We start from the raw sequence: 19845 nt of genomic DNA on the forward strand, positions 1-19845 counted from the left end.
ATATATAATGCAATTAACACAATTATAGAAATTCCTAAATATTTATGATGTGTTTTAAGAGAAACTAAAGCTTCTGAAACTGATTGTGAATTTCTAGACAGCAAACTGTTTTTCATATCCGAAGCATATTTGTATAAATAATATACTGGAGGAAAATATAAAGCTGCTAAAATTACATATATAATTGAAATATATTTTCTAAAACCTGCTATTGGATTAAATGGATCATCTGGAATCATTGCCATTGCAGATCCAACAAATAGTGCAGCAATTATCATAAATCCAATTCCGATAAATCCCATAATTGCAAGAAACATTGACCATTTGGCGCTTTCTCTCAATGCTTCAACTGCGTTGTTGTTTAATTCTAAAGTAGATTCGTTTTCCATAAATGTTTGGTTTGGTTTGGTTGGTTAAAATTTAATTGTTTTATTTTTCAAATTGTTTTAAGGTTGTAATAATTATAGCAACACAATCTAATAATTGCTCTTCGTTCATAACCAATGGTGGCGCAAAACGAATAATATTTCCGTGTGTTGGTTTTGCCAATAATCCGTTATCTCTTAATGCCAAACAGATATTCCAAGCAGTATCACTTTCTTCGGTATCATTAATTACAATGGCGTTTAGCAAACCTTTTCCGCGAATTAGCGAAGCAATGTTAGATGTTTTTACAAATTCGCCAATTTTTTCTCTAAAAATCTTTCCTAATCTGCGTGCATTTTGAGATAAATTTTCATCGTTTACTACTTCCAAAGCTGCAATTGCAACTGCTCCAGCAATAGGATTTCCACCAAAAGTTGAACCATGTTGACCAGGTTTTATAACATTCATAATGTGATCGTTTGCTAAAACTGCAGAAACTGGATATGCTCCACCAGACAACGCTTTTCCAAGAATTAAAATATCTGGAGCAACATAACTTGGTTGTTTTTCGCAAGCATTTTCACAAGTACAATTTCCGCAAACTGCTAATATTGAACCAGTTCTTGCAATTCCTGTTTGAACCTCATCGGCAATAAATAAAACATTATTAGCTTCGCAAAGTGCTTTAGCTTTCGCCAAATAATTCTCTGCCGGAACGTAAACTCCAGCTTCTCCTTGAATTGGTTCTACAAGAAAACCTGCAACGTTTTTAGTGGTTTTTATAACGCTTTCTAACGCATTAATATCATCATAAGGAATTTTGATAAATCCTGCAGTATATGGTCCGAAATTTTTTCTAGCATTTTCATCATTAGAAAAAGAAATTATTGTAGTCGTTCTTCCATGAAAATTTCCGTCGCAAACAATTATTTGTGCTTCATTTTCTGGAATTCCTTTTCTTTCGTAAGCCCATTTTCTACAAAGTTTTAAAGCAGTTTCTACAGCTTCTGCACCAGTATTCATTGGAAGTACTTTGTCAAATCCGAAATACTTAGTTACATATTCTTCATAAACTCCCAATTTGTCATTATAAAATGCACGAGAAGTTAAGGTTAACGTTTGCGCTTGATTTACCATTGCACCAACAATTTTTGGATGGCAATGACCTTGATTTACAGCAGAATAAGCCGAAAGAAAATCGTAATATTTTTTACCTTCAACATCCCAAACATAAACACCTTCACCTCTACTCAACACTACTGGAAGTGGATGATAATTGTGTGCTCCGTATTTATTTTCTAACGAAATAATTTCTTCTGAGCTAATTTTTTCTAAAACTGACATACTAAAAATTTTTACAAAATTAGTTAAATTGTTTAAATGTTTAATGGTTTAAGAGTTTAATCTTTTTAGTTGAGCAACTTTAAACAATTTTAAACCCTTCTTAAACTATTTTTTTATCCTTTCCAAAATATCATTCATCATTTCTATTTGAACTTTCTGAATTTCTATTAATTCTTGTTGTTGATGCAATAATAAATGATCTAGTTTATCATCTAATAACCTAATTTCTAACTCTGATTTTAAATTAATCATATAATCTTTTTTGGCTCTTTCTCTATCTTTTTCTTCTTGACGGTTTTGACTCATCATAATAACTGGAGCTTGAAGCGCAGCCAAACATGACAAAATTAAATTTAATAATATAAACGGATAAGGATCAAAACCTTTGTTTAAAAGCAAAAAAACATTGCAAGCAATCCAAATTAAAATAAAAATAAAAAACGAAATTATAAACGTCCAGCTTCCGCCAAATGCTGCTACTTTATCTGCAATTACTTGACCAAAAGTTCTCACATCTGGTTCGTCTTCTAGTTTGGTTACAAATGATTTATCATCGTCTTTTATAGATTTTATTACGTTTTTATGAATTTCTGAAAGTTCGCCAACTTCGCTAGACAAAAACTTTGCAATGTATTTTTCTCTAAATAAATTTAATTCAGAATCTCCAATAAAATCAGAAGTTTTAAATGCTGGATGTTCTTTTTTTATGAGATTTAAAACAGGAAGCCGAATGTTCTTGCCACAAACCTTTTGATTTTCTGGAAATTCCAATCCAGAAATGGCACTTTTAAAAGTTAAATCGTTCATTTTATGGATGGTTTAATGTTTTTTAGTTTGGTTTGAGCTTGTTTAGAAGTTTAAATTGTTTAGAAGTTTAAATTGTTTAAAAGTTTAAATCTTTAACAATTAAAAAATTTAATTCAAATTTAAAATATGATAAGTTTTTTAATAGTTTTAACTAGTATTTCTAAAACAAATTTAATCCATTTAAACGTTCAAACGTTTTTTTTAAACAGTTTCAAACAATTCCAATAATTTATTAACCGTATTCCAGTTTCTAATGGTTGATGTGAGTATTAATTTCTTTTCAATATAATTATTATCCAATCTGGTTTTGGCAGGCGAATCGAAATATTTTATGTAAAGTCTTGTGTTGTCAATACTTACTTCGTCTGGTTTTATATTGCTAATTTTTAAGTCGTGAATGCTTTCTGGAGTTAATGATTTTGATACAAATGAAACATACAATTTCTTTAAATCAACATCTTTTTCTTTAAAAAAAGGATTGTTAACTAAGCACAATTGCAAATCTTCTTTGCCAATTACAACCACAGGAACATCATGACCAAACGACTTGAAAATTTCTTGTTTTATCATAAATCCAACTTTGCTTGCGCTTTCTTCATTAGTGTTTACAAAAACATTTCCACTTTGAATATAAGTTACAACATCAGTAAACCCAATAGATTCGAGTGCTTTTTTTAACGCATCCATTTTTATCATTTTTGTGCCTGATACGTTTATGCCGCGAAGTAATGCTAGGTGTTTCATGGTGTAAATGTAATTAAATTAAGCTTCTTAAATCAAAATAATCTCTATCTCAACTATCTTAAATGTGGTGATTAATTTCTATTTTCACCGCAAAAATGCGGTGATTAAAAAACCTATTCACCGCAAAAATGCGGTGATTAAACAAAATAATCACTGCAAACTTAAAAATAGACAAGAATTTTATGTTATTTAATTGCTAAAGTTTAATCCAAAAAACAATCCAAAACCTTATTTTTGCGCTATGGGAAAAAAGAAAACTGACAAAATTATATTTGAAAACGTAACTGTTCTTGATGCTGGTGCCAAAGGTGTTTCAGTTGCAAAAGCGCCAGAAGGACAAGTAATATTTATACCAAATGTTGTTCCTGGTGATGTTGTTGATGTGCAAACATTAAAAAAAAGAAAGTCGTATTACGAAGGAAAAGCAATAAAATTTCACTCGTTTTCACAAAATAGAATTGAACCAGTTTGTCAACATTTTGGTGCTTGTGGCGGTTGTAAATGGCAAAATATGAAATATGAACAACAATTATTTTATAAAAATAATGAAGTTTATAATAATTTAAAACGCATTGGTAAAATAGATTTACCAGCTTTTGAACCCATTTTAGGATCTGAAAAACAGTTTTTTTATAGAAATAAAATGGAATTCGGTTTTTCTGACACACGTTGGTTAAACGAAACCGAAATTCTATCTGAAGATTTATCGTTAAGTAAAAATCCGGCATTGGGTTTTCATATTCCAAGAATGTGGGACAAAATTTTAGATATAGAAAAATGTCATTTGCAAGAAGATCCATCCAACGACATTCGAAATTCCATTAAAGAATTTGCTATTGCAAACAATATGACTTTTTTCAATGCAAGAAATCACGAAGGTTTGTTACGAACATTAATGATTAGAACTGCTTCGACTGGCGAATTAATGGTTTTGATTCAGTTTTTTGAAAACGATAAAGCCAATCGTGAGTTGTTGATGAATTTTATTCATGAGAAGTTTCCACAAATTACTTCGTTGCAATATGTTGTAAACAGTAAGGCAAACGATACTTTGTACGATCAAGATATTAAATTATTTAAAGGAAGAGATTATATTCTTGAAGAAATGGAAGGTTTAAAATTTAGTATAAATGCTAAATCTTTTTACCAAACTAATTCTGACCAAGCTTATGAATTATATAAAATTACAAGAGATTTTGCAGGTTTAACAGGAAACGAAATTGTGTACGATTTATATACTGGAACTGGAACTATTGCACAATTTGTTTCTAAAAAAGCTAAAAAAGTTGTTGGTGTTGAAGCTGTTCCAGAAGCAATATATGATGCTAAAGAAAATGCTAAACGCAATGAAATTACTAATTGTGAATTCTTTGTTGGCGATATGAAAAATGTTTTTAACGATGATTTTATCACTAAAAACGGAATGCCAGATGTAATTATTACCGATCCACCAAGAGATGGAATGCATAAAGATGTTGTAGAAATGTTATTAAAAACTGGAGCGCCGAAAATTGTATATGTAAGCTGTAACTCGGCTACACAAGCAAGAGATTTAGCATTAATGGACGAAAAATATAAAGTTACTCGTGTGCGAGCTGTTGATATGTTTCCGCAAACGCATCATGTGGAAAATGTTGTACTTTTGGAACTTCGTTAGTAGTGGTTAGTAGACAGTTTTCAGTGGTCAGTTTTCAGTTTTCAGTTTAAATGTTGCAAGATTTGAAATTGATTTTTGAAATTGAAATTGATTTTTGAAATTGAAATTGATTTTAAAATTGAGATTGATTTTAAAATTGAGATTGATTTTTGAATTTGAGATTGATTTTTGAATTTGAAATTGATTTTTGAAATTGATTTTTGAAGTTGATTTTTGAAATTGAAAAATAAAAAATATGAAAAAAATACTCCTTTTAGTGTTACTTGCTTTCTCTTTTTCTGGTTGTGAAAAAGATGATATTTGCGATGAAGCAACGGCTACAACACCTAGAATAACTATCGAATTTTATGATTTTGCTAATCCTTTAACCTTAAAAAACGTTACAAATATTGGAGTTTTTTCGCCACCACTTACTACAGGTTTTAGTGCAAATGCAGTTAGTAAAATTTCAATTCCGTTAAATACTGCAACCGAAACAACCGTTTATAATTTTATACAAAATGGATCTGATACTATTACAACCAATGATAATACTGACGTTGTTACTTTTAATTACTCAAAAAATACAGTATTCGTTTCAAGAGCTTGTGGTTACAAAATAACTTTTGATTTAACCAATACCAATGCTAATTTACTTACTACAGATTCTAACAACTGGATAAAAAATATAATAATTACAAAACCAAATATTGTAAACGAAAATGAAACACACATTAAAATATACTTTTAGCGTTTTAATTTTACTGGTTTCATTCAATGTTACTTCTCAAGAAACTGTTGTAAAAGATTCACTATCTACTAAAAAAGATTCTGTTGCGCCTAAAAAAGAGCGATTCGGAATTCGATTCGGAGTAGATTTATTTAAACTTACTCGTTCTTTTTATGAAAAAGACTATCGTGGCATCGAACTTGTTGGAGATTTTAAATTAACAAGAATACATTACATTGCTGTAGAATTGGGTAATGAAAATAAAACGGTTGACGATGATAGAATAAATTTTACAACACAAGGAACGTATATAAAAGCAGGTTTTGATTTCAACGCTTATGAAAACTGGCTTGGAATGGAAAACATAATTTATGTAGGTTTGCGATATGGCGTAAGTTCTTTTTCGCAACAGCGCAATAGTTATGAAATTTATAATCGAGATAGTTATTTTGGTGTTACTCCAGAAATTATTGATGGAGAGAAATTCTCAGGTTTGTCTGCACAATGGGTTGAAGTTGTTGCTGGTTTTAAAGCAGAAGTTTACAAAAATATTTATCTAGGAATTAGCTTGAGAGTAAACCGATTAATGAATAATAAACAACCAGAAAACTTTGATAATTTATACATTCCAGGTTTTAATAGAACGTACAATGGCGATTTTGGTGTAGGTTTTAATTATACAGTTTCTTATTTTCTGCCACTTTATAAAACTACAATAAAAGCTAAAGAAAAAAAGAAATGAAATTTTTAAAGTTATTTTATCTCACGAATTCCTTTTAGAAAAATCCATTTCATAAATAATTTTTCACCATCTTTAGTTTTTACAGCTTGAAACTTTGGAGCCAAAATTGTTCCAACAATAAATGCTGCAAACGGAATCCAAAAACCTGTTAAAGTTGTAAAAGTCGCAACCAAATATCTAGCTGTAAAAAATAAAACTGCAAAACTAAGTAGTTGAAATATAAATGCTTTAGTTTTCTTACTCATTATATTTAGTATTTAAAATTGTAATTTTAAACTAATGATTCTTGTAATTGATATTGAATTTTGAAATTGAAATTTGATATTGACTTTTGATATTTATTCTTCAAGATTATTTTGAAATTTTGTTCGTTTGCTTCCTTCATACATTTCATATTTTACTAATCTTGCTTCTAAACTTGCGTTAAAAAGTTTTATTTTTCTAGAAGGTTTTAATCCAACAAATTTTAATGCTTCAAGATTAGCAGTAATAAACCAAGCGTTCGTATTTGGATAATTAAGTTTTAAAGTATCGCCCATTTCTCTGTAAAAACGTTCCATTTCAATATCTAAACGTTCGCCATAAGGTGGATTAAAAACCATGTGTAAAGGTCCAACTGTTTCCTTTTTAGTTTCAAAAAAATTCTGCTGACTTACAGTTACATAATCATCTAGATTGGCATTTTTAATATTTGATTTGGCCTTTTCAACAGCACTTGGCGCTTTATCATAACCTGAAATGGTATAATGAAATTCGCGAGTTCGTTTCATCAAAGCTTCTACAATATTGTCAAACAATTCGTTATCCCAATCGTTCCATTTTTCAAATGCAAATTCTTTTCTGTTAATATTTGCCGGAATATTACAAGCAATCATTGCAGCTTCGGCAAGAATAGTTCCAGAACCACACATTGGATCTAAAAAATTAGATTTTCCTTCCCAACCAGATAGTAGTAACATTCCTGCGGCAAGAACTTCGTTAATTGGAGCAATATTTGTTGCAGTTTTATAACCTCTTTGATGCAATGAATTTCCAGAAGTATCAAGCGCAACAGAACATTGATCTTTATCAATATGAATATTTATTCTTAAATCTGGAAAATCTTTTTCAACACTTGGTCGTTGTCCTGTTCGTTCGCGAAATTGATCTACAATAGCATCTTTACACTTTTGTGATACAAATTGCGAATGCTTAAAAACATCTGAATGAACTGTTGTATCAATTACAAATGTCTGATTTTCATTCAAATACTTAGACCAATTGATGCCTTGAATTCCTTTGTAAAGATTTATTTCGCTGTTGGCACGAAAATAATAAATAGGTTTCAAAATTTTAAGTGCTGTTCTCAATGACAAATTAGCTTTGTACATAAAACCTTTATCGCCTTTAAAACTTACCATTCTAACACCTTGTTCTACATCTTGAGCGCCAAGTTGTTGCAATTCTTTTGCCAATATTTCTTCAAAACCAAAGAAGGTTTTGGCTACCATTTTAAAATTTTCCATTTATGCAGTTTTACTTGTTCTGAATTTATTTCAGAATTTCAGTATCTATTTTAATGTCGACTTCAATTGTAAATCCAAAAATTTGGAATTATCACAATTTCTATTTCAATAATTAACTAAATTCTAATCTTGGAATAACTTCTGCAAAAATACACTAAATTTGCAAGCTAAGAATTTTATGAACAAGAATTAATGTCAGAAATCTCAAATAAAGAATCACAAATTGGCAATCAAAAATCCAATTGGTTTGCATCGTGGTTCGATACAACTTATTATCACATACTTTATAAGGAAAGAAATTACCGTGAAGCCCAAGTTTTTATGGATAACTTGACCCATTATTTAAATTTACCAGAAAAAGCAAAAGTGCTAGATTTAGCTTGCGGAAAAGGAAGACATGCAATTTATTTAAACCAACTTGGATTTGATGTAACTGGTGTAGATTTATCTGAAAACAGTATTGCAGCTGCCAAAAAAAATGAAAAAGACTATTTGCATTTTAAAGTGCACGATATGCGTGAGCCATTTGAAGAAAAGTTTGATGCCATTTTTAACTTATTTACCAGTTTTGGTTATTTTGAAAATGACGATGACAATTTAGTTACTTTAAAATCTATAAAACAAAGCTTAACCGAATACGGATTTGCAGTAATTGATTTTATGAATGTGCAAAACGTGATTGAAAATTTAGTTTCAGACGAAATAAAAACAGTTGAAGAAATAGATTTTCATATAAAAAGAACTTATAAAGATGGTCACATTTTTAAAGAAATAGCATTTGAAGATAAAGGAGAAAAATTTCATTTTATTGAACGAGTTCGTGCCTTTACACTTGAAGATTTTCAAACTATGATGGAAGAAGCAGGAATATTTTTATTGGATATTTTTGGCGATTATAAATTAAAAAAATTCCATAAAAAAGACAGCGAGCGATTAATTATGATTTTTAAATAATTTTTTTTTTAATTATAAGTTATTAGTTTTAATCATTTATTAAATCCTAATTTATATTTTTTTTATTGATTTTTGAAATTGATATTGATTTTTGATATTGATATTGATACTGATTTTTGAAATTAATTTTATTCAGATTACATATAATGAATTACATCTTACCATTATTATCGGTTCTTTTAGGTTATGCAATAGCTTTATTGCTTAAATCAAATGTTAAAAAACAACTAAAATTGTTATTAGCATTTAGTGGTTCTTTTTTACTTTCTTTAACAGTAATGCATTTGTTGCCAGAAGTTTATGAAAGTAATAATTCTAGAATTGGATTGTTTATAATGATTGGAATTTTATTTCAAATAATTCTAGAGTTTTTCTCAAAAGGCGCAGAACACGGACATGTTCACGGACACGAAAAAATTGCAAAAATGCCTTGGTTACTTTTTATAAGTTTGTGTTTGCACGCTTTATTAGAAGGTTTTCCTGTTGGTCATCACCACGATTTGGCTATAGGAATTGCAATTCATCACTTTCCTATTGCTATAATATTGACCACTTTTTTCTTAAATGCTGAATTAAATAAAGTTGCGCTTCTTTTATTTATGATAACATTTGCGGTTATGACACCTTTAGGAACAATAGTTTCTGATAGTTTTCCTATTTTAAACCAGTATTATGTTGAAATAACTGCGGTTGTAATTGGAATTTTATTTCACATTTCATCAACAATTATTTTTGAAAGTAGCGAAGGTCATAAATTTAATATTGCCAAAATATCTATGATTGTTTTGGGAATTTTATTGGCTAGTTTTTTGTAAATCAGATTAAAATAATTAGTAAATTTGTAAAAACTAAAATAATGGAAAAATCTGTTTTAGAAAGAATTACAATCAATCCAGATGTTTGTAACGGAAAACCAACAATACGAGGAATGCGAATTACTGTCGAAACTATTCTTCAATACTTATCTGCTGGAGATTCACCAGAAATTATATTAGAAGCTTATCCTTTTCTTGAAAAAGAAGATATTCAAGCTTCAATTGCATTTGCATTGAAAAATTTATCTACCATTAAAAATGATATTCAATTAGCTAGTTAAATATGAGAAGTTTTCTGGTTGATGTGAATTTACCAAAATATTTTAGTTATTTTAAAGACGATAATTTTCTATTTGTATCTGACTTAAATCTGAAAATGTCAGATAGTGAAATTTGGAATTATGCACTTAATAATCAATTGATTATTTTAACCAAAGATGTAGATTTTTTTAATAAATTTTCAATATCCGAAGTTTCTCCTAAAATTATATATTTTAAAATAGGAAATCTTTCTTTAAAAGAATTACACGTTTATTTTAATCAAAATTGGATAAAATAAGTTTATAGATTGATAAATATAGAATGATAATCGCCAAAGAATCACATATAGGATGTGTTAGATAAAAAAATGAACTTCACCAAAACCACAGAACAATCATCGAAATACGAACATTTAGAAAAAATGTCGGTTACTGATTTATTGCAAAATATTAATAACGAAGATAAAACTGTACCAATTGCAGTTGAAAAAGCATTACCACAAATAGAAAAATTAGTTACAGAAATTGTTGCTAAAATCAAACTTGGTGGACGCCTTTTTTACATTGGCGCAGGAACTTCTGGACGATTAGGAATTGTAGATGCAAGTGAATGTCCGCCAACATTTGGAGTTCCATTTGACTTAGTAAACGGAATAATTGCTGGTGGTGATAAAGCCATTCGACGAGCAGTTGAAAATGCCGAAGACAATACAACCCAAGCTTGGATTGACTTACAAGAACTAAACATAAATAAAAATGATGTTGTTATTGGTATTGCAGCTTCTGGAACAACACCTTATGTTATTGAAGGATTAAAAAAATGCAACGAAAATAATATAAGTACAGGTTGTATTACTTGTAACGATGAAAGTCCATTGGCATTGACAGCTCAATTTGCTGTTGTAGTTGTAGTTGGACCAGAATTTGTTACAGGAAGTTCTAGAATGAAAGCTGGAACAGCTCAAAAACTGGTTTTAAATATGATTTCTACTGCTACAATGATTCAACTTGGAAAAGTAAAAGGCAACAAAATGGTTGATATGCAATTAAGTAACGACAAGCTTGTAGATCGTGGAGTAAAAATGATTATGAGTGAAATTGATGTTGATTATAATAAAGCTTCACAATTATTGAATGAGTTTGGAAGTGTTAGAAAAGCAGTTGATAATTTTGTAAAGTAATATGAAAAAAATAATACCCATAATTTTATTTTCAATAGTAATATTTATTATTTTTCAATTTTCAAAAAAGTCAAATTCAACTTCTTTAATTGAAGAAAGTACAAAAGTTAATTTAGAAGATTACTCTAAAACTTTAGACAGTATAAAAACTTTAAAATCAAATAGTAAAGACAAGAATACTGAAGCAATTGGAATTGAATTCACAAATATATTAACTACTAAAATTTTTCCATATTGGTATGGAACCAAATGGGATTTTAATGGAATAACTCAAAAACCAAATGAAGGAAGTATTGCTTGTGGCTATTTTGTAACAACGACTTTAAGAGATATTGGTTTAAAAATAAATAGAGTAAAACTTGCCCAATGTGCATCAGAAGAAATGATTAAAAGTCTTGTTTCGGAAGATAATATTATTAGATTTTCTAATAAATCTATTGAGGAATTTGTAAAAAAATTAAAAAATAAAGGCAACGGAATTTATGTTGTTGGTTTAGACAATCACACAGGATTTGTATTAGTAAATAGTGAAGGTTCTTTTTTTATTCACTCAAGTGGAATTGCTCCTTACAAAGTTGTGAAAGACAAACTAACCGAATCGTTGTTAATTGTTAAATCAAAATATAGAATTGTTGGTAAATTATCATCAGATAAAAAATTGCTTTCTAATTGGGTAAAAAAATAAATATATGCCAACAAATCAAACCTTAATAAATAAAGGATTAAAATATTTAATGATTGCCTTGCCACAAATGTTTATTGGTCCGGCAGTTATGTATAATGCATTTAGTAATAAACAAACCAATTGGCATTATCTTGTTTTGGCTATTGGTTGCGGCATTTGTTTAAGTGGAATGTATTTTACATTTCAAGGAATAAATACTATTGTAAAAGGACTTTTTAATGATGAAAAATAACAACTACCTAGAAAGTATAAAAAAACAGTTTTTATACTATAAAACAATTGGCGAAAAAGCTATAGATCAATTGGAAGAGGAACAATTATTTATTTCGGTAAATGATAATACAAATTCTATTGCTACAATTATAAAACACCTTTCTGGCAATATGTTGTCTCGTTGGACCGACTTTTTAACTTCGGATGGAGAAAAAGAATGGCGCAATAGAGATAGTGAGTTTAACGAAACATTAAATTCTAAAGAGGAAATTCTTGAACTTTGGAATGCCGGTTGGAATTGCTTTTTTAATGCATTGAATGTGATGCAAGATTTAGAGTTAACTACCATAATTTATATTAGAAACGAAGGTCAAAGTATCTTAGATGCTGTAAACAGGCAATTGGCACATTATCCTTATCATATTGGACAAATTGTTTTTTATGCTAAAATGCTTAAAAAAGACGAATGGAATTCACTTTCAATTCCTAAAAATAAATCTGACTTGTATAATGATGATAAATTTTCTAAAGAAAAATCAATAAAAAATTACACTGATGACGAAATGGATAAATTGAAATAGTTTTGCAAAATTTATTTTGAATTCTATAACAAAAGTTTAAATTTTTAACCGATTTTTGTACTCAATAAATTTTCCTAGCCCAGATTAAAATGGAAATCCTTGCTGCGGAAAAACTATTTTTTCTTTTTAAAAAAAAGCGACCAAAGAAGCTCTTTTTTTAAAATTAGAAAAAAAGTTTTTTAAAGCAAGATTGCAATGAAAAGCTGGATAAAGCTTCTATAAAAATATGAAATACTTTACGTTACTTTTATTGTTTGTGCTAAGTTCGTGTTATAAACAAAAGAAAATTTGTGCCGATTTTAAAACTGGAAAATTTAATTTTACACAAGAAATTGATGGTAAAAAAGAAACAACAATTTTAGAAAGAACAGATAAGTTTCAAATAGAAACCTACAAAGGAAAAACTGATTCAGCAAGCGTACGCTGGGTTAACGACTGTGAATTTGTATTAGAAAAGTTGCATCCAAAAAATATGAAAGAGCAAAAAGCAATAAGTATGCGAATTTTAACAACTACTAAAAACTCGTACACATTTGAATATTCTTTTGTAAATGACGAAAATAAACAGCTTGGAACTGTAACAAAAATTGAATAAACAACGTACAATTAACTTTGTACTTTATAAAATTGTAAGAATATGATGGAATTAATTTCGAATCCAAATGCTTGGATTGCACTGTTAACATTGACTTTTTTAGAGATAATTTTGGGTATTGATAACATTGTTTTCTTGTCTATAGTTTCTGGAAAATTGGAAGAAAAAGACCAACCAAAAGCACGTAGAATAGGACTTTTATTGGCAATGGCGTTTAGAATTGCGTTGCTTTTTGGAATAACTTGGGTTTTAAGTTTACAAAAAACTTTAATACACATAGATTGGGGATTTTTTGAAGCACACATTACAGGTCAAAGTTTGATTATTTTTGGTGGCGGATTGTTTCTTTTATACAAATCGGTATCAGAAATTCATCATAAAATGGAAGGCGAAGAAGAAGGAAATGCCAGTGGTAAAGCGGCTTCAAGCTTGTCAAAAGCAATAGTTCAAATAGCATTATTAAACATTGTTTTTTCTTTTGATAGTATTTTAACTGCCATTGGAATGATTAGTATGAAACCTGTAGAACAAGGTGGTTTTGGTGCTGCTGGAGCAATAGAAATTATGATTTTAGCCGTAATTATATCAATTGTAATTATGATGATTTTTGCTGGACCAGTTTCTAAATTTGTAAGTCAACATCCTACAATTCAAATACTTGGACTTTCATTTTTAATATTAATTGGAGTAATGTTACTTGCAGAAGGTTCGCATTTGGCACATTTTAAATTTGGAAGCGGTACCGAAATTGGAATTATACCTAAAGGATATTTATATTTTGCCATTTTCTTCTCTTTATTTGTAGAGTTTTTAAACATTAAAATGCGCAAAAACAACAAACCAATTGTATTAAAAAACAGTAAAATAATTGATACAAAACTAGAAGATACTGATTTTAATAATTAGTAAATTAGTAGCGAATGGCTTGGGCATTATCTAATTTGGTAATTCCTGCTGTACGTTCTATCTTTTATAAAAAAATATCCTTTCTTCCAAAATTTTGTAAGAAAGGATATTTTTTTATAAAAGGATACCACTTCCATCAGGGCTAAAAATTTATGTATTGAATTTAAATTCTTAGTTCAAATTTCTACTTGACTCCAGTTTTCACCAGTTTCAATTCTGCGTATTTGCATTGTTGTAACTCCAAATTGCTTGGCTATAATTTTTTTTCTTGTAGTTCTGTTTGGGTTTGCCAATAATTTTTTAATATGCATAACCTTAGTAGAGGTTAACTTAGAAGCACCATCAGCACCGAATCTTCCTTCAACGAATTTCTTTTGAGCTTCAATTACTTTAGGACTTTTTTTACTGTGATTTAACATTTCTTCTCTTGTTGCCAAGCGCAAATTTCTAACATCATCATTATCTCTAACATAATCTAAATGCAATACAAAAGTTTGATCTTCTGATGTTTTTGGTAAAAAATATTCGGCTACAATATTATAAAAAAATAAATGTCTGTATTTTTTAACTCCATCATCTTTAATAGCAAATCGTATAATTCTATAACCATCTTGCAAAGTTCCTTTTACAATTCGTCCATATAACATTGACGTGCTGTAGCTTATCAATCTTCCTTTATTAGAAATTGCATATTTCAGCTTTAAAGAATCGTGCATAACAATTTCTCTAAAATCTTCGTTGGGAAAAACTCTTAATTTGGGTAACTTTTTCATTTTTGCAGGTTGATTTACAAAGATAAATCATTTATTATTAAATCTAAAATAACTAGCTTGCTTTAATACAATTTAAAACAAAAAACTCTGAAAGAATAACACTTTCAGAGTTTTTAATCTATTTTTATATGTTTAATGAGCAGCTTCTACCTCAATAGAATCTACGTCAATATTTTGTTTCTTTAAAATTCCTTTTACTACAAATCCATAATATGCCAAGTAAGCAAAACAAATAACAGGAATAAAATAAGATTGGTGAATTCCAATAATATCAGAAATTTTACCTTGCAATGGCGGAATAATTCCACCTCCAAGAATCATCATTACTAAAAATGCCGAACCTTGAGAGGTATATTTTCCTAAACCTGTAATTGCCAATGAAAAAATGGCTGGCCACATAATACTACAAAATAATCCACCACTCATAAAGGCATAAATAGCTAATGTTCCAGTAGAAAACAATCCAATAATCATTGCTATCATTCCCATTATTCCAAAAATCATCAAAGTCTTAGATGGTTTATCTTGTCCTAAAAAGAAACCTGCAATTTGAAAAGCAACAACAGCAGCATAAGCATAAAGCGGACTTACATCTTGACCAGAAATATGATTCACAAAAAGAACAACGCCAAACGCAATGTATGGTACAACAATTAATAAAATTTTTCTAACAGAATTAGTTGGATTAAATACAGAAATTGCTCCAGCCCAACGACCAATCATTAAACTTCCCCAATACATAGAAATATATGGTGCTAAATCTGCTCCGCTTATATTTCCAAAAGCATCTGTTTTTAATAATTCACCTAAGTTACTTTGAATTGTAACTTCTACGCCAACATAGGTAAAAATTCCTAACATTCCCAAAACCAATTGTGGATATTTCATTGCACCCCAACCTTCTGGACTTTTTTGTGCTCTTGCATTTGCAAATAATAATCCGAAAACTGTCACTAGTAAAGTTGCAATAGTTAAACCTAAACCTAAATAATCTTTTTCATTACTTTCTACAAATCGTTTAATAAAATCGGCATCTTCATATCTAGAAAATATATATCCAAAAATTACAATTAAAATTAAAGTTATAGCAATTAATGTTTTCATTGCCTTGTTTGCTGGTTCAAATGTAGCATCACTTTTTCCTGCAGGTAATTTTTTAGAGAAATAAAATAATGCTGCTGCTAATAAAAATAAACCACCAACAAATACATACAGAATTTCCATTTTATCAAGTGAATTGGCTTTTTTGGCAAATTCTTCCAAATTTGCACCAGCAATCACACCAAATAATGCAATAGAAACTACAATTGGTCCTATTGTAGTTCCAAACGAATTAATTCCTCCTGCAAGATTTAATCTGTTAGAAGCTGTTTTAATATCGCCAAGTGAAGATGCAAAGGGTTGAGCAGAAGTTTGTTGCAATGAAAAACCTAAAGCTACAACAAACAATGCTGCAAGAATCATTAAATAACTTCCTTGCGTTACCGCAAAAATCATAAATGCAGCTCCAAATGTACTTATCAATAAACCATTTATAATTCCTTTTTTAAAACCCCAATCATTCAAAATATCTTTATTAACAACGCTACTAAAAATAAATAACAACAATGCACCAATATAGTAAGCACCATAAAATGCAAAATCTATTAACTGACTTTGAAATTGATCTAACCCAAATTTAATTTTGCAAAATGGAATAAAAACTCCGTTAGAAGCACCAATAAATCCCCAAAAAAAGAAGACTGTAATTAGTGTGTAAAGTGCCGAATTATTGGCTTTAGTTTGTTCTGAATTCATAATTTATGGTTTTGGTTGTTAATTAGTTAAGTATTTATAAGCCGTTTATCAAATAAAAATGGCTGAACGGATTTTAGTTTAATTTTATTAAAATCTTTATGATTTGGATTAATTAATACATTTTTTTCGTTTAAAATTATTGCCGATGGAACTATTAAAACACAAGAACTTTGATTTTTTAACCATTCATCTCCAATTCTTCTACACAATAAATGAGCTTTTTCATCATTTTCATTCCAGCCACTTGGCAAATTTTTTTCAAAAATTTCTTCTTTTTTAACAGTTTCAGATATGGAAATGGTTAATAAGCAATAATCAGCATCTAACCCAAAACCATTTCTATGAACTAAATTTTCTAAACAAGCTAATGAACAACTTTCTGCTGAATAAATTACATAAAATCCGTTAGAATTCCATCTCGCTGCATAACCCGAAGCAACTAATTTATCTGACCACTTTTTATGAGTTATTCTAAAAACATTCATAAAACTAAGCAGTGGCACCAAACTCTATTCGTTTTAACTCTTCATAAATTAAATGAATTCCTGTAGAAGTATTTAAAAAAATGGATGGTTTTTTATTGTTAAAAAAAATATTTTCTTTTTCTAGCCAATTATTAAAAACTGTAGCATTACCAAAAACTATACTTCCTTGCATGTATAGTGTGTTTAATTCTATGGCTAATTCTGCTATTCTTGATGGAATTTTAGTGGTGTTGTTTTTATATTTAATAAATGTTTTAGGTGTTATTTCAAAAATGTTTTCGGCTAATGTTTTTATTGTTAAACCTGTCATTGCAATAACTTTACTAAATAATTCTTTAGAATTTTGAGCCAAATTTTCTAAAACATTATTTTTATCAAATGTAACTGGAGAATAAGAAGGTATATAATACACAACAGATGGTTTACTTACAATTGAAATATCAGATTCATCTTTTAAATATAATTTTTCTTTATTTTTCATATTATGTAATTTTACATTAATCAAAAAGCAAATTTACACTTTTTATTTGATAAAAAAAAATAATAATTAATTTTTTTAAATCGGCTCAAAACTAATTGCCGTTCCGCCACCAGATGCTAAAATTAAATTAATTTTAGATTTACTAGTAACTTGTATAGTTTTTATATCATAATTTATTGGATTATTTTTCCAATCGGCAGTTTTTCCATCTTGATAAATAATTGCTTTATACTTTTTATTTGGCGAAAGAAAATCCAATTTAATTGTAGTTTTTCTGGCATTTTCATCAGTAATTGAACCTAAAAACCATTTCTCAGATTTTTTATCTTTTCTAGCAACTGTCAAGTAATCTCCAGGTTCAGCTTCAAGATATTTAGATTCTTGCCAATCTACAGCAACATCTTTTATAAATTGAAAAGCATCAGGATATTTTTCATAATTCTCTGGTAAATCGGCAGCCATTTGCAATGGAGAATACATTGTTACATAAAGTGCCAATTGTTTAGCCAATGTTGTATGCACTTGCTCTTTTTTAGATATATCGTAAAAACTCATTTTTATTTCAAAAATTCCTGGAGTGTAATCCATTGGTCCACCAAGAAGTCTTGTAAAAGGCAAAATAGTTTCGTGCATTGGCGGATTTCCGTTGCTCCAAGCATTAAATTCATTTCCACGAGCAGCTTCAGCAGCAATATAATTAGGATACGTTCTAGAATAACCTGTTGGTCGAGAACTTTCGTGAGAATTCAACATCAAATTATTATCTGCAAAACGTTGTGCTACGAAATTAAAATGATTGACCATCGTTTGACCATCGTGAAATTCACCTCGAGGAATTATTCGACCAACATAACCAGATTTTGCTGCAGGATAACCATATTTTATCATTAAGTCTAAAGCTCTATCTAAATGTCTTTCATAATTAGCCACAGAACCAGAAGTTTCGTGATGCATTATCATTTTTATTCCTTTAGATTTAGCATAATCTGTAACTTCTTTTAAATCAAAATCTGGATATGGTGTAACAAAATCAAATACATTTTCTTTCCAATTTCCAAACCAATCTTCCCAACCAGTATTCCAACCTTCAACTAAAACGCCATCAAAACCATTTTTGGCAGCAAAATCTATATATCTTTTTGTGTTAGCTGTTGTTGCGCCATGTTTTCCAGAAGGAAGTAAATCTTGTGACAATGAATTTTGAGCATTTTGAGAACCAGCATAATCCCAAGTTGATTTTCCAACGTGCATTTCCCACCAAATTCCGACATATTTCATAGGTTTTATCCAAGAAGTATCCTCAATTTTACAAGGATCATTTAAATTCAAAATCATTTTTGAACTCACAATATCTCTAGCATCATCACTAATCATTATGGTTCTCCAAGGCGAAACGCAAGGCGTTTGAAGATAAGCTTTATCGCCAATTGCGTTAGGAACTAAATGCGATGTTAATTTATATTGAGTAGTATTTACATCCAAATGCATTACTGGATAATTTACAACCGCAGCTTCAAAAACATTTAAATAAATATTATCTTTAGATTTCATCATTAATGGCGATTGAACAACACTTTTTCCAGCAATAGATTTCATTCCAATACCGTTATTTAAATCAGTTTTATCAGTATTTATTTCTGATAACGAAGTTTCACTGTATGGATATTCGTTACTGTCAAAATCGCCAGGAATCCAAAAAGTTTTATGATTGTCAGTCAAATTAAATTCTGATACTTCATCAGAAACAATAAAATAATTCAAATCTTTTTGTTTAGGAAAATCATATCTAAAGGCAATTCCTTCATTATAGACTTTAAAAATAATATTCATTTTTTTATCAGTTGCCATTTGCGTTAGAGCAACTGTCATTTCATTATATTCATTTTTAATTTCAGATTGTTCGCCCAAAACTGGTTTCCAAATTTCATTTACACTTTTATTTCCAACACTATCTATTTTAAAATGTGATGCTAAATCGGTTCCGTTTTTTAACAATAAACCTAAATAACTTTGTAAAATTATTGGCTTATTTTTATAAAAAACGGTGTAAGTTGGTTTTCCTTTTTCTGCAAATGCAAAAGTTAAAGTAATATTTTTAGAAGGAGATTGAACGCTTTGCGAATGTGCAAAAATTGTTAGAATTAAAAATGATGCAATAAATAAGTTTTTCATTTTATATTATTTTAAATAGAATTAAACTATTAAAACATAGTGATTTAGATGCGAAATACTATAAATCACTAAA

At 29.0% G+C, this 19845-nt stretch carries 24 protein-coding genes; 13 read left to right on the forward strand and 11 right to left on the reverse strand.

Annotated features, from left to right (window positions below):
* The 4 genes from ACH2BC_RS02530 to ACH2BC_RS02545 all read right to left on the reverse strand — a co-directional run.
* The coding region (locus ACH2BC_RS02530; protein WP_395052417.1) for a hypothetical protein at positions 1-389 on the reverse strand (389 nt) is incomplete at its 3' end.
* A 40-nt stretch (positions 390-429) separates the two neighbouring features.
* Positions 430-1710 (reverse strand): ornithine--oxo-acid transaminase, encoded by a 1281-nt coding sequence (gene rocD / locus ACH2BC_RS02535; protein ID WP_395052418.1) that lies wholly within the window; start codon positions 1708-1710, stop codon positions 430-432.
* Between the two features lie 105 nt (positions 1711-1815).
* Positions 1816-2517: a DUF1003 domain-containing protein gene (locus tag ACH2BC_RS02540; protein WP_395052419.1), complete on the reverse strand. Its 702-nt coding sequence runs from the start codon at positions 2515-2517 to the stop codon at positions 1816-1818.
* 201 nt (positions 2518-2718) lie between these two features.
* Complete coding sequence (locus tag ACH2BC_RS02545; RefSeq protein ID WP_395052420.1) at positions 2719-3261, reverse strand: DUF1697 domain-containing protein; 543 nt, start codon at positions 3259-3261, stop codon at positions 2719-2721.
* Between the two features lie 241 nt (positions 3262-3502).
* Between ACH2BC_RS02545 and rlmD the strand changes: the two genes are divergently transcribed.
* From rlmD to ACH2BC_RS02560, 3 genes are all read left to right on the forward strand, one after another.
* Positions 3503-4918, forward strand: a complete 1416-nt coding sequence (rlmD, locus tag ACH2BC_RS02550; RefSeq protein ID WP_395052421.1) for a 23S rRNA (uracil(1939)-C(5))-methyltransferase RlmD — start codon at positions 3503-3505, stop codon at positions 4916-4918.
* Positions 4919-5153: 235 nt separating this feature from the next.
* Positions 5154-5648 carry a DUF6452 family protein gene (locus tag ACH2BC_RS02555; RefSeq protein WP_395052422.1) on the forward strand — a complete coding sequence of 165 codons (495 nt, stop codon included), beginning with the start codon at positions 5154-5156 and terminating at the stop codon, positions 5646-5648.
* Complete coding sequence (locus ACH2BC_RS02560) at positions 5620-6369, forward strand: DUF6048 family protein (protein ID WP_395052423.1); 750 nt, start codon at positions 5620-5622, stop codon at positions 6367-6369. The genes ACH2BC_RS02555 and ACH2BC_RS02560 overlap by 29 nt, the downstream gene beginning before the upstream one ends.
* An 11-nt stretch (positions 6370-6380) precedes the next feature.
* Here the strand turns inward: ACH2BC_RS02560 and ACH2BC_RS02565 are convergent, their stop codons facing one another.
* Complete coding sequence (locus tag ACH2BC_RS02565; RefSeq protein ID WP_395052424.1) at positions 6381-6614, reverse strand: hypothetical protein; 234 nt, start codon at positions 6612-6614, stop codon at positions 6381-6383.
* Positions 6615-6707: 93 nt separating this feature from the next.
* Positions 6708-7874 carry a class I SAM-dependent RNA methyltransferase gene (locus ACH2BC_RS02570; protein ID WP_395052425.1) on the reverse strand — a complete coding sequence of 389 codons (1167 nt, stop codon included), beginning with the start codon at positions 7872-7874 and terminating at the stop codon, positions 6708-6710.
* A gap of 192 nt (positions 7875-8066) precedes the next feature.
* On the opposite strand from ACH2BC_RS02570, the gene ACH2BC_RS02575 reads away from it, so the two are divergent.
* The 10 genes from ACH2BC_RS02575 (at position 8067) to ACH2BC_RS02620 (ending at position 14064) form a co-directional block, all read left to right on the forward strand.
* On the forward strand, positions 8067-8828 hold the full coding sequence (locus tag ACH2BC_RS02575) for a class I SAM-dependent methyltransferase (protein ID WP_395052426.1): 762 nt from the start codon (positions 8067-8069) through the stop codon (positions 8826-8828).
* Between the two features lie 146 nt (positions 8829-8974).
* Positions 8975-9643 carry a ZIP family metal transporter gene (locus tag ACH2BC_RS02580; protein ID WP_395052427.1) on the forward strand — a complete coding sequence of 223 codons (669 nt, stop codon included), beginning with the start codon at positions 8975-8977 and terminating at the stop codon, positions 9641-9643.
* 41 nt (positions 9644-9684) lie between these two features.
* Entirely contained in the window at positions 9685-9924 is a 240-nt protein-coding gene (locus ACH2BC_RS02585) for a DUF433 domain-containing protein (RefSeq protein WP_395052428.1), read from the forward strand.
* A 2-nt stretch (positions 9925-9926) separates the two neighbouring features.
* Positions 9927-10202, forward strand: a complete 276-nt coding sequence (locus tag ACH2BC_RS02590) for a DUF5615 family PIN-like protein (RefSeq protein ID WP_395052429.1) — start codon at positions 9927-9929, stop codon at positions 10200-10202.
* A 69-nt stretch (positions 10203-10271) separates the two neighbouring features.
* Positions 10272-11084 carry an N-acetylmuramic acid 6-phosphate etherase gene (murQ, locus tag ACH2BC_RS02595; RefSeq protein WP_395052430.1) on the forward strand — a complete coding sequence of 271 codons (813 nt, stop codon included), beginning with the start codon at positions 10272-10274 and terminating at the stop codon, positions 11082-11084.
* 1 nt (position 11085) lies between these two features.
* Positions 11086-11769 (forward strand): hypothetical protein, encoded by a 684-nt coding sequence (locus ACH2BC_RS02600; RefSeq protein WP_395052431.1) that lies wholly within the window; start codon positions 11086-11088, stop codon positions 11767-11769.
* Positions 11770-11773: 4 nt separating this feature from the next.
* A complete protein-coding gene (locus ACH2BC_RS02605; RefSeq protein WP_395052432.1) occupies positions 11774-12001 on the forward strand; it encodes a DUF6095 family protein in 228 nt (75 codons plus the stop codon).
* The gene (locus tag ACH2BC_RS02610) at positions 11991-12563 is read left to right on the forward strand and encodes a DUF1572 family protein (RefSeq protein WP_395052433.1); all 573 of its coding nucleotides are present in this window, start codon (positions 11991-11993) and stop codon (positions 12561-12563) included. Before ACH2BC_RS02605 ends, ACH2BC_RS02610 begins: the two co-directional genes overlap by 11 nt.
* Positions 12564-12789: 226 nt before the next feature.
* On the forward strand, positions 12790-13158 hold the full coding sequence (locus ACH2BC_RS02615) for a DNA topoisomerase IV (RefSeq protein WP_395052434.1): 369 nt from the start codon (positions 12790-12792) through the stop codon (positions 13156-13158).
* Between the two features lie 42 nt (positions 13159-13200).
* Complete coding sequence (locus tag ACH2BC_RS02620; protein ID WP_395052435.1) at positions 13201-14064, forward strand: TerC family protein; 864 nt, start codon at positions 13201-13203, stop codon at positions 14062-14064.
* Positions 14065-14240: 176 nt separating this feature from the next.
* Here ACH2BC_RS02620 and ACH2BC_RS02625 read toward each other — a convergent pair whose 3' ends face one another.
* From ACH2BC_RS02625 to ACH2BC_RS02645, 5 genes are all read right to left on the reverse strand, one after another.
* On the reverse strand, positions 14241-14837 hold the full coding sequence (locus ACH2BC_RS02625) for an NUMOD4 domain-containing protein (protein WP_395052436.1): 597 nt from the start codon (positions 14835-14837) through the stop codon (positions 14241-14243).
* A 132-nt stretch (positions 14838-14969) separates the two neighbouring features.
* The gene (locus ACH2BC_RS02630) at positions 14970-16634 is read right to left on the reverse strand and encodes an MFS transporter (RefSeq protein WP_395052437.1); all 1665 of its coding nucleotides are present in this window, start codon (positions 16632-16634) and stop codon (positions 14970-14972) included.
* A 26-nt stretch (positions 16635-16660) separates the two neighbouring features.
* Positions 16661-17119 carry an RES family NAD+ phosphorylase gene (locus ACH2BC_RS02635; protein WP_395052438.1) on the reverse strand — a complete coding sequence of 153 codons (459 nt, stop codon included), beginning with the start codon at positions 17117-17119 and terminating at the stop codon, positions 16661-16663.
* A 4-nt stretch (positions 17120-17123) separates the two neighbouring features.
* Positions 17124-17600, reverse strand: a complete 477-nt coding sequence (locus ACH2BC_RS02640) for an antitoxin Xre/MbcA/ParS toxin-binding domain-containing protein (RefSeq protein ID WP_395052439.1) — start codon at positions 17598-17600, stop codon at positions 17124-17126.
* Positions 17601-17675: 75 nt separating this feature from the next.
* Positions 17676-19772, reverse strand: coding sequence for a glycoside hydrolase family 97 protein (locus ACH2BC_RS02645; RefSeq protein ID WP_395052440.1), 2097 nt, complete (start codon positions 19770-19772; stop codon positions 17676-17678).
* Positions 19773-19845: the final 73 nt, after the last annotated feature.

It is taken from the genome of Flavobacterium sp., assembly GCF_043760115.1.
Taxonomy (GTDB): Bacteria; Bacteroidota; Bacteroidia; order Flavobacteriales; family Flavobacteriaceae; genus Flavobacterium.

Bases quoted from the DNA above. Each gene is read 5' to 3' on its own strand.
- ACH2BC_RS02630 (WP_395052437.1), bottom strand. From the start codon at position 16,634: ATGAATTCAGAACAAACTAAAGCCAATAATTCGGCACTTTACACACTA.
- ACH2BC_RS02560 (WP_395052423.1), top strand. From the start codon at position 5,620: ATGAAACACACATTAAAATATACTTTTAGCGTTTTAATTTTACTGGTT.
- ACH2BC_RS02545 (WP_395052420.1), bottom strand. From the start codon at position 3,261: ATGAAACACCTAGCATTACTTCGCGGCATAAACGTATCAGGCACAAAA.
- rocD (WP_395052418.1), bottom strand. From the start codon at position 1,710: ATGTCAGTTTTAGAAAAAATTAGCTCAGAAGAAATTATTTCGTTAGAA.
- ACH2BC_RS02615 (WP_395052434.1), top strand. From the start codon at position 12,790: ATGAAATACTTTACGTTACTTTTATTGTTTGTGCTAAGTTCGTGTTAT.
- ACH2BC_RS02600 (WP_395052431.1), top strand. From the start codon at position 11,086: ATGAAAAAAATAATACCCATAATTTTATTTTCAATAGTAATATTTATT.
- ACH2BC_RS02645 (WP_395052440.1), bottom strand. From the start codon at position 19,772: ATGAAAAACTTATTTATTGCATCATTTTTAATTCTAACAATTTTTGCA.
- murQ (WP_395052430.1), top strand. From the start codon at position 10,272: ATGAACTTCACCAAAACCACAGAACAATCATCGAAATACGAACATTTA.
- ACH2BC_RS02620 (WP_395052435.1), top strand. From the start codon at position 13,201: ATGATGGAATTAATTTCGAATCCAAATGCTTGGATTGCACTGTTAACA.
- ACH2BC_RS02570 (WP_395052425.1), bottom strand. From the start codon at position 7,874: ATGGAAAATTTTAAAATGGTAGCCAAAACCTTCTTTGGTTTTGAAGAA.
- ACH2BC_RS02635 (WP_395052438.1), bottom strand. From the start codon at position 17,119: ATGAATGTTTTTAGAATAACTCATAAAAAGTGGTCAGATAAATTAGTT.
- ACH2BC_RS02565 (WP_395052424.1), bottom strand. From the start codon at position 6,614: ATGAGTAAGAAAACTAAAGCATTTATATTTCAACTACTTAGTTTTGCA.
- ACH2BC_RS02585 (WP_395052428.1), top strand. From the start codon at position 9,685: ATGGAAAAATCTGTTTTAGAAAGAATTACAATCAATCCAGATGTTTGT.
- ACH2BC_RS02575 (WP_395052426.1), top strand. From the start codon at position 8,067: ATGTCAGAAATCTCAAATAAAGAATCACAAATTGGCAATCAAAAATCC.
- rlmD (WP_395052421.1), top strand. From the start codon at position 3,503: ATGGGAAAAAAGAAAACTGACAAAATTATATTTGAAAACGTAACTGTT.
- ACH2BC_RS02610 (WP_395052433.1), top strand. From the start codon at position 11,991: ATGAAAAATAACAACTACCTAGAAAGTATAAAAAAACAGTTTTTATAC.
- ACH2BC_RS02640 (WP_395052439.1), bottom strand. From the start codon at position 17,600: ATGAAAAATAAAGAAAAATTATATTTAAAAGATGAATCTGATATTTCA.
- ACH2BC_RS02605 (WP_395052432.1), top strand. From the start codon at position 11,774: ATGCCAACAAATCAAACCTTAATAAATAAAGGATTAAAATATTTAATG.
- ACH2BC_RS02540 (WP_395052419.1), bottom strand. From the start codon at position 2,517: ATGAACGATTTAACTTTTAAAAGTGCCATTTCTGGATTGGAATTTCCA.
- ACH2BC_RS02555 (WP_395052422.1), top strand. From the start codon at position 5,154: ATGAAAAAAATACTCCTTTTAGTGTTACTTGCTTTCTCTTTTTCTGGT.
- ACH2BC_RS02625 (WP_395052436.1), bottom strand. From the start codon at position 14,837: ATGAAAAAGTTACCCAAATTAAGAGTTTTTCCCAACGAAGATTTTAGA.
- ACH2BC_RS02580 (WP_395052427.1), top strand. From the start codon at position 8,975: ATGAATTACATCTTACCATTATTATCGGTTCTTTTAGGTTATGCAATA.
- ACH2BC_RS02590 (WP_395052429.1), top strand. From the start codon at position 9,927: ATGAGAAGTTTTCTGGTTGATGTGAATTTACCAAAATATTTTAGTTAT.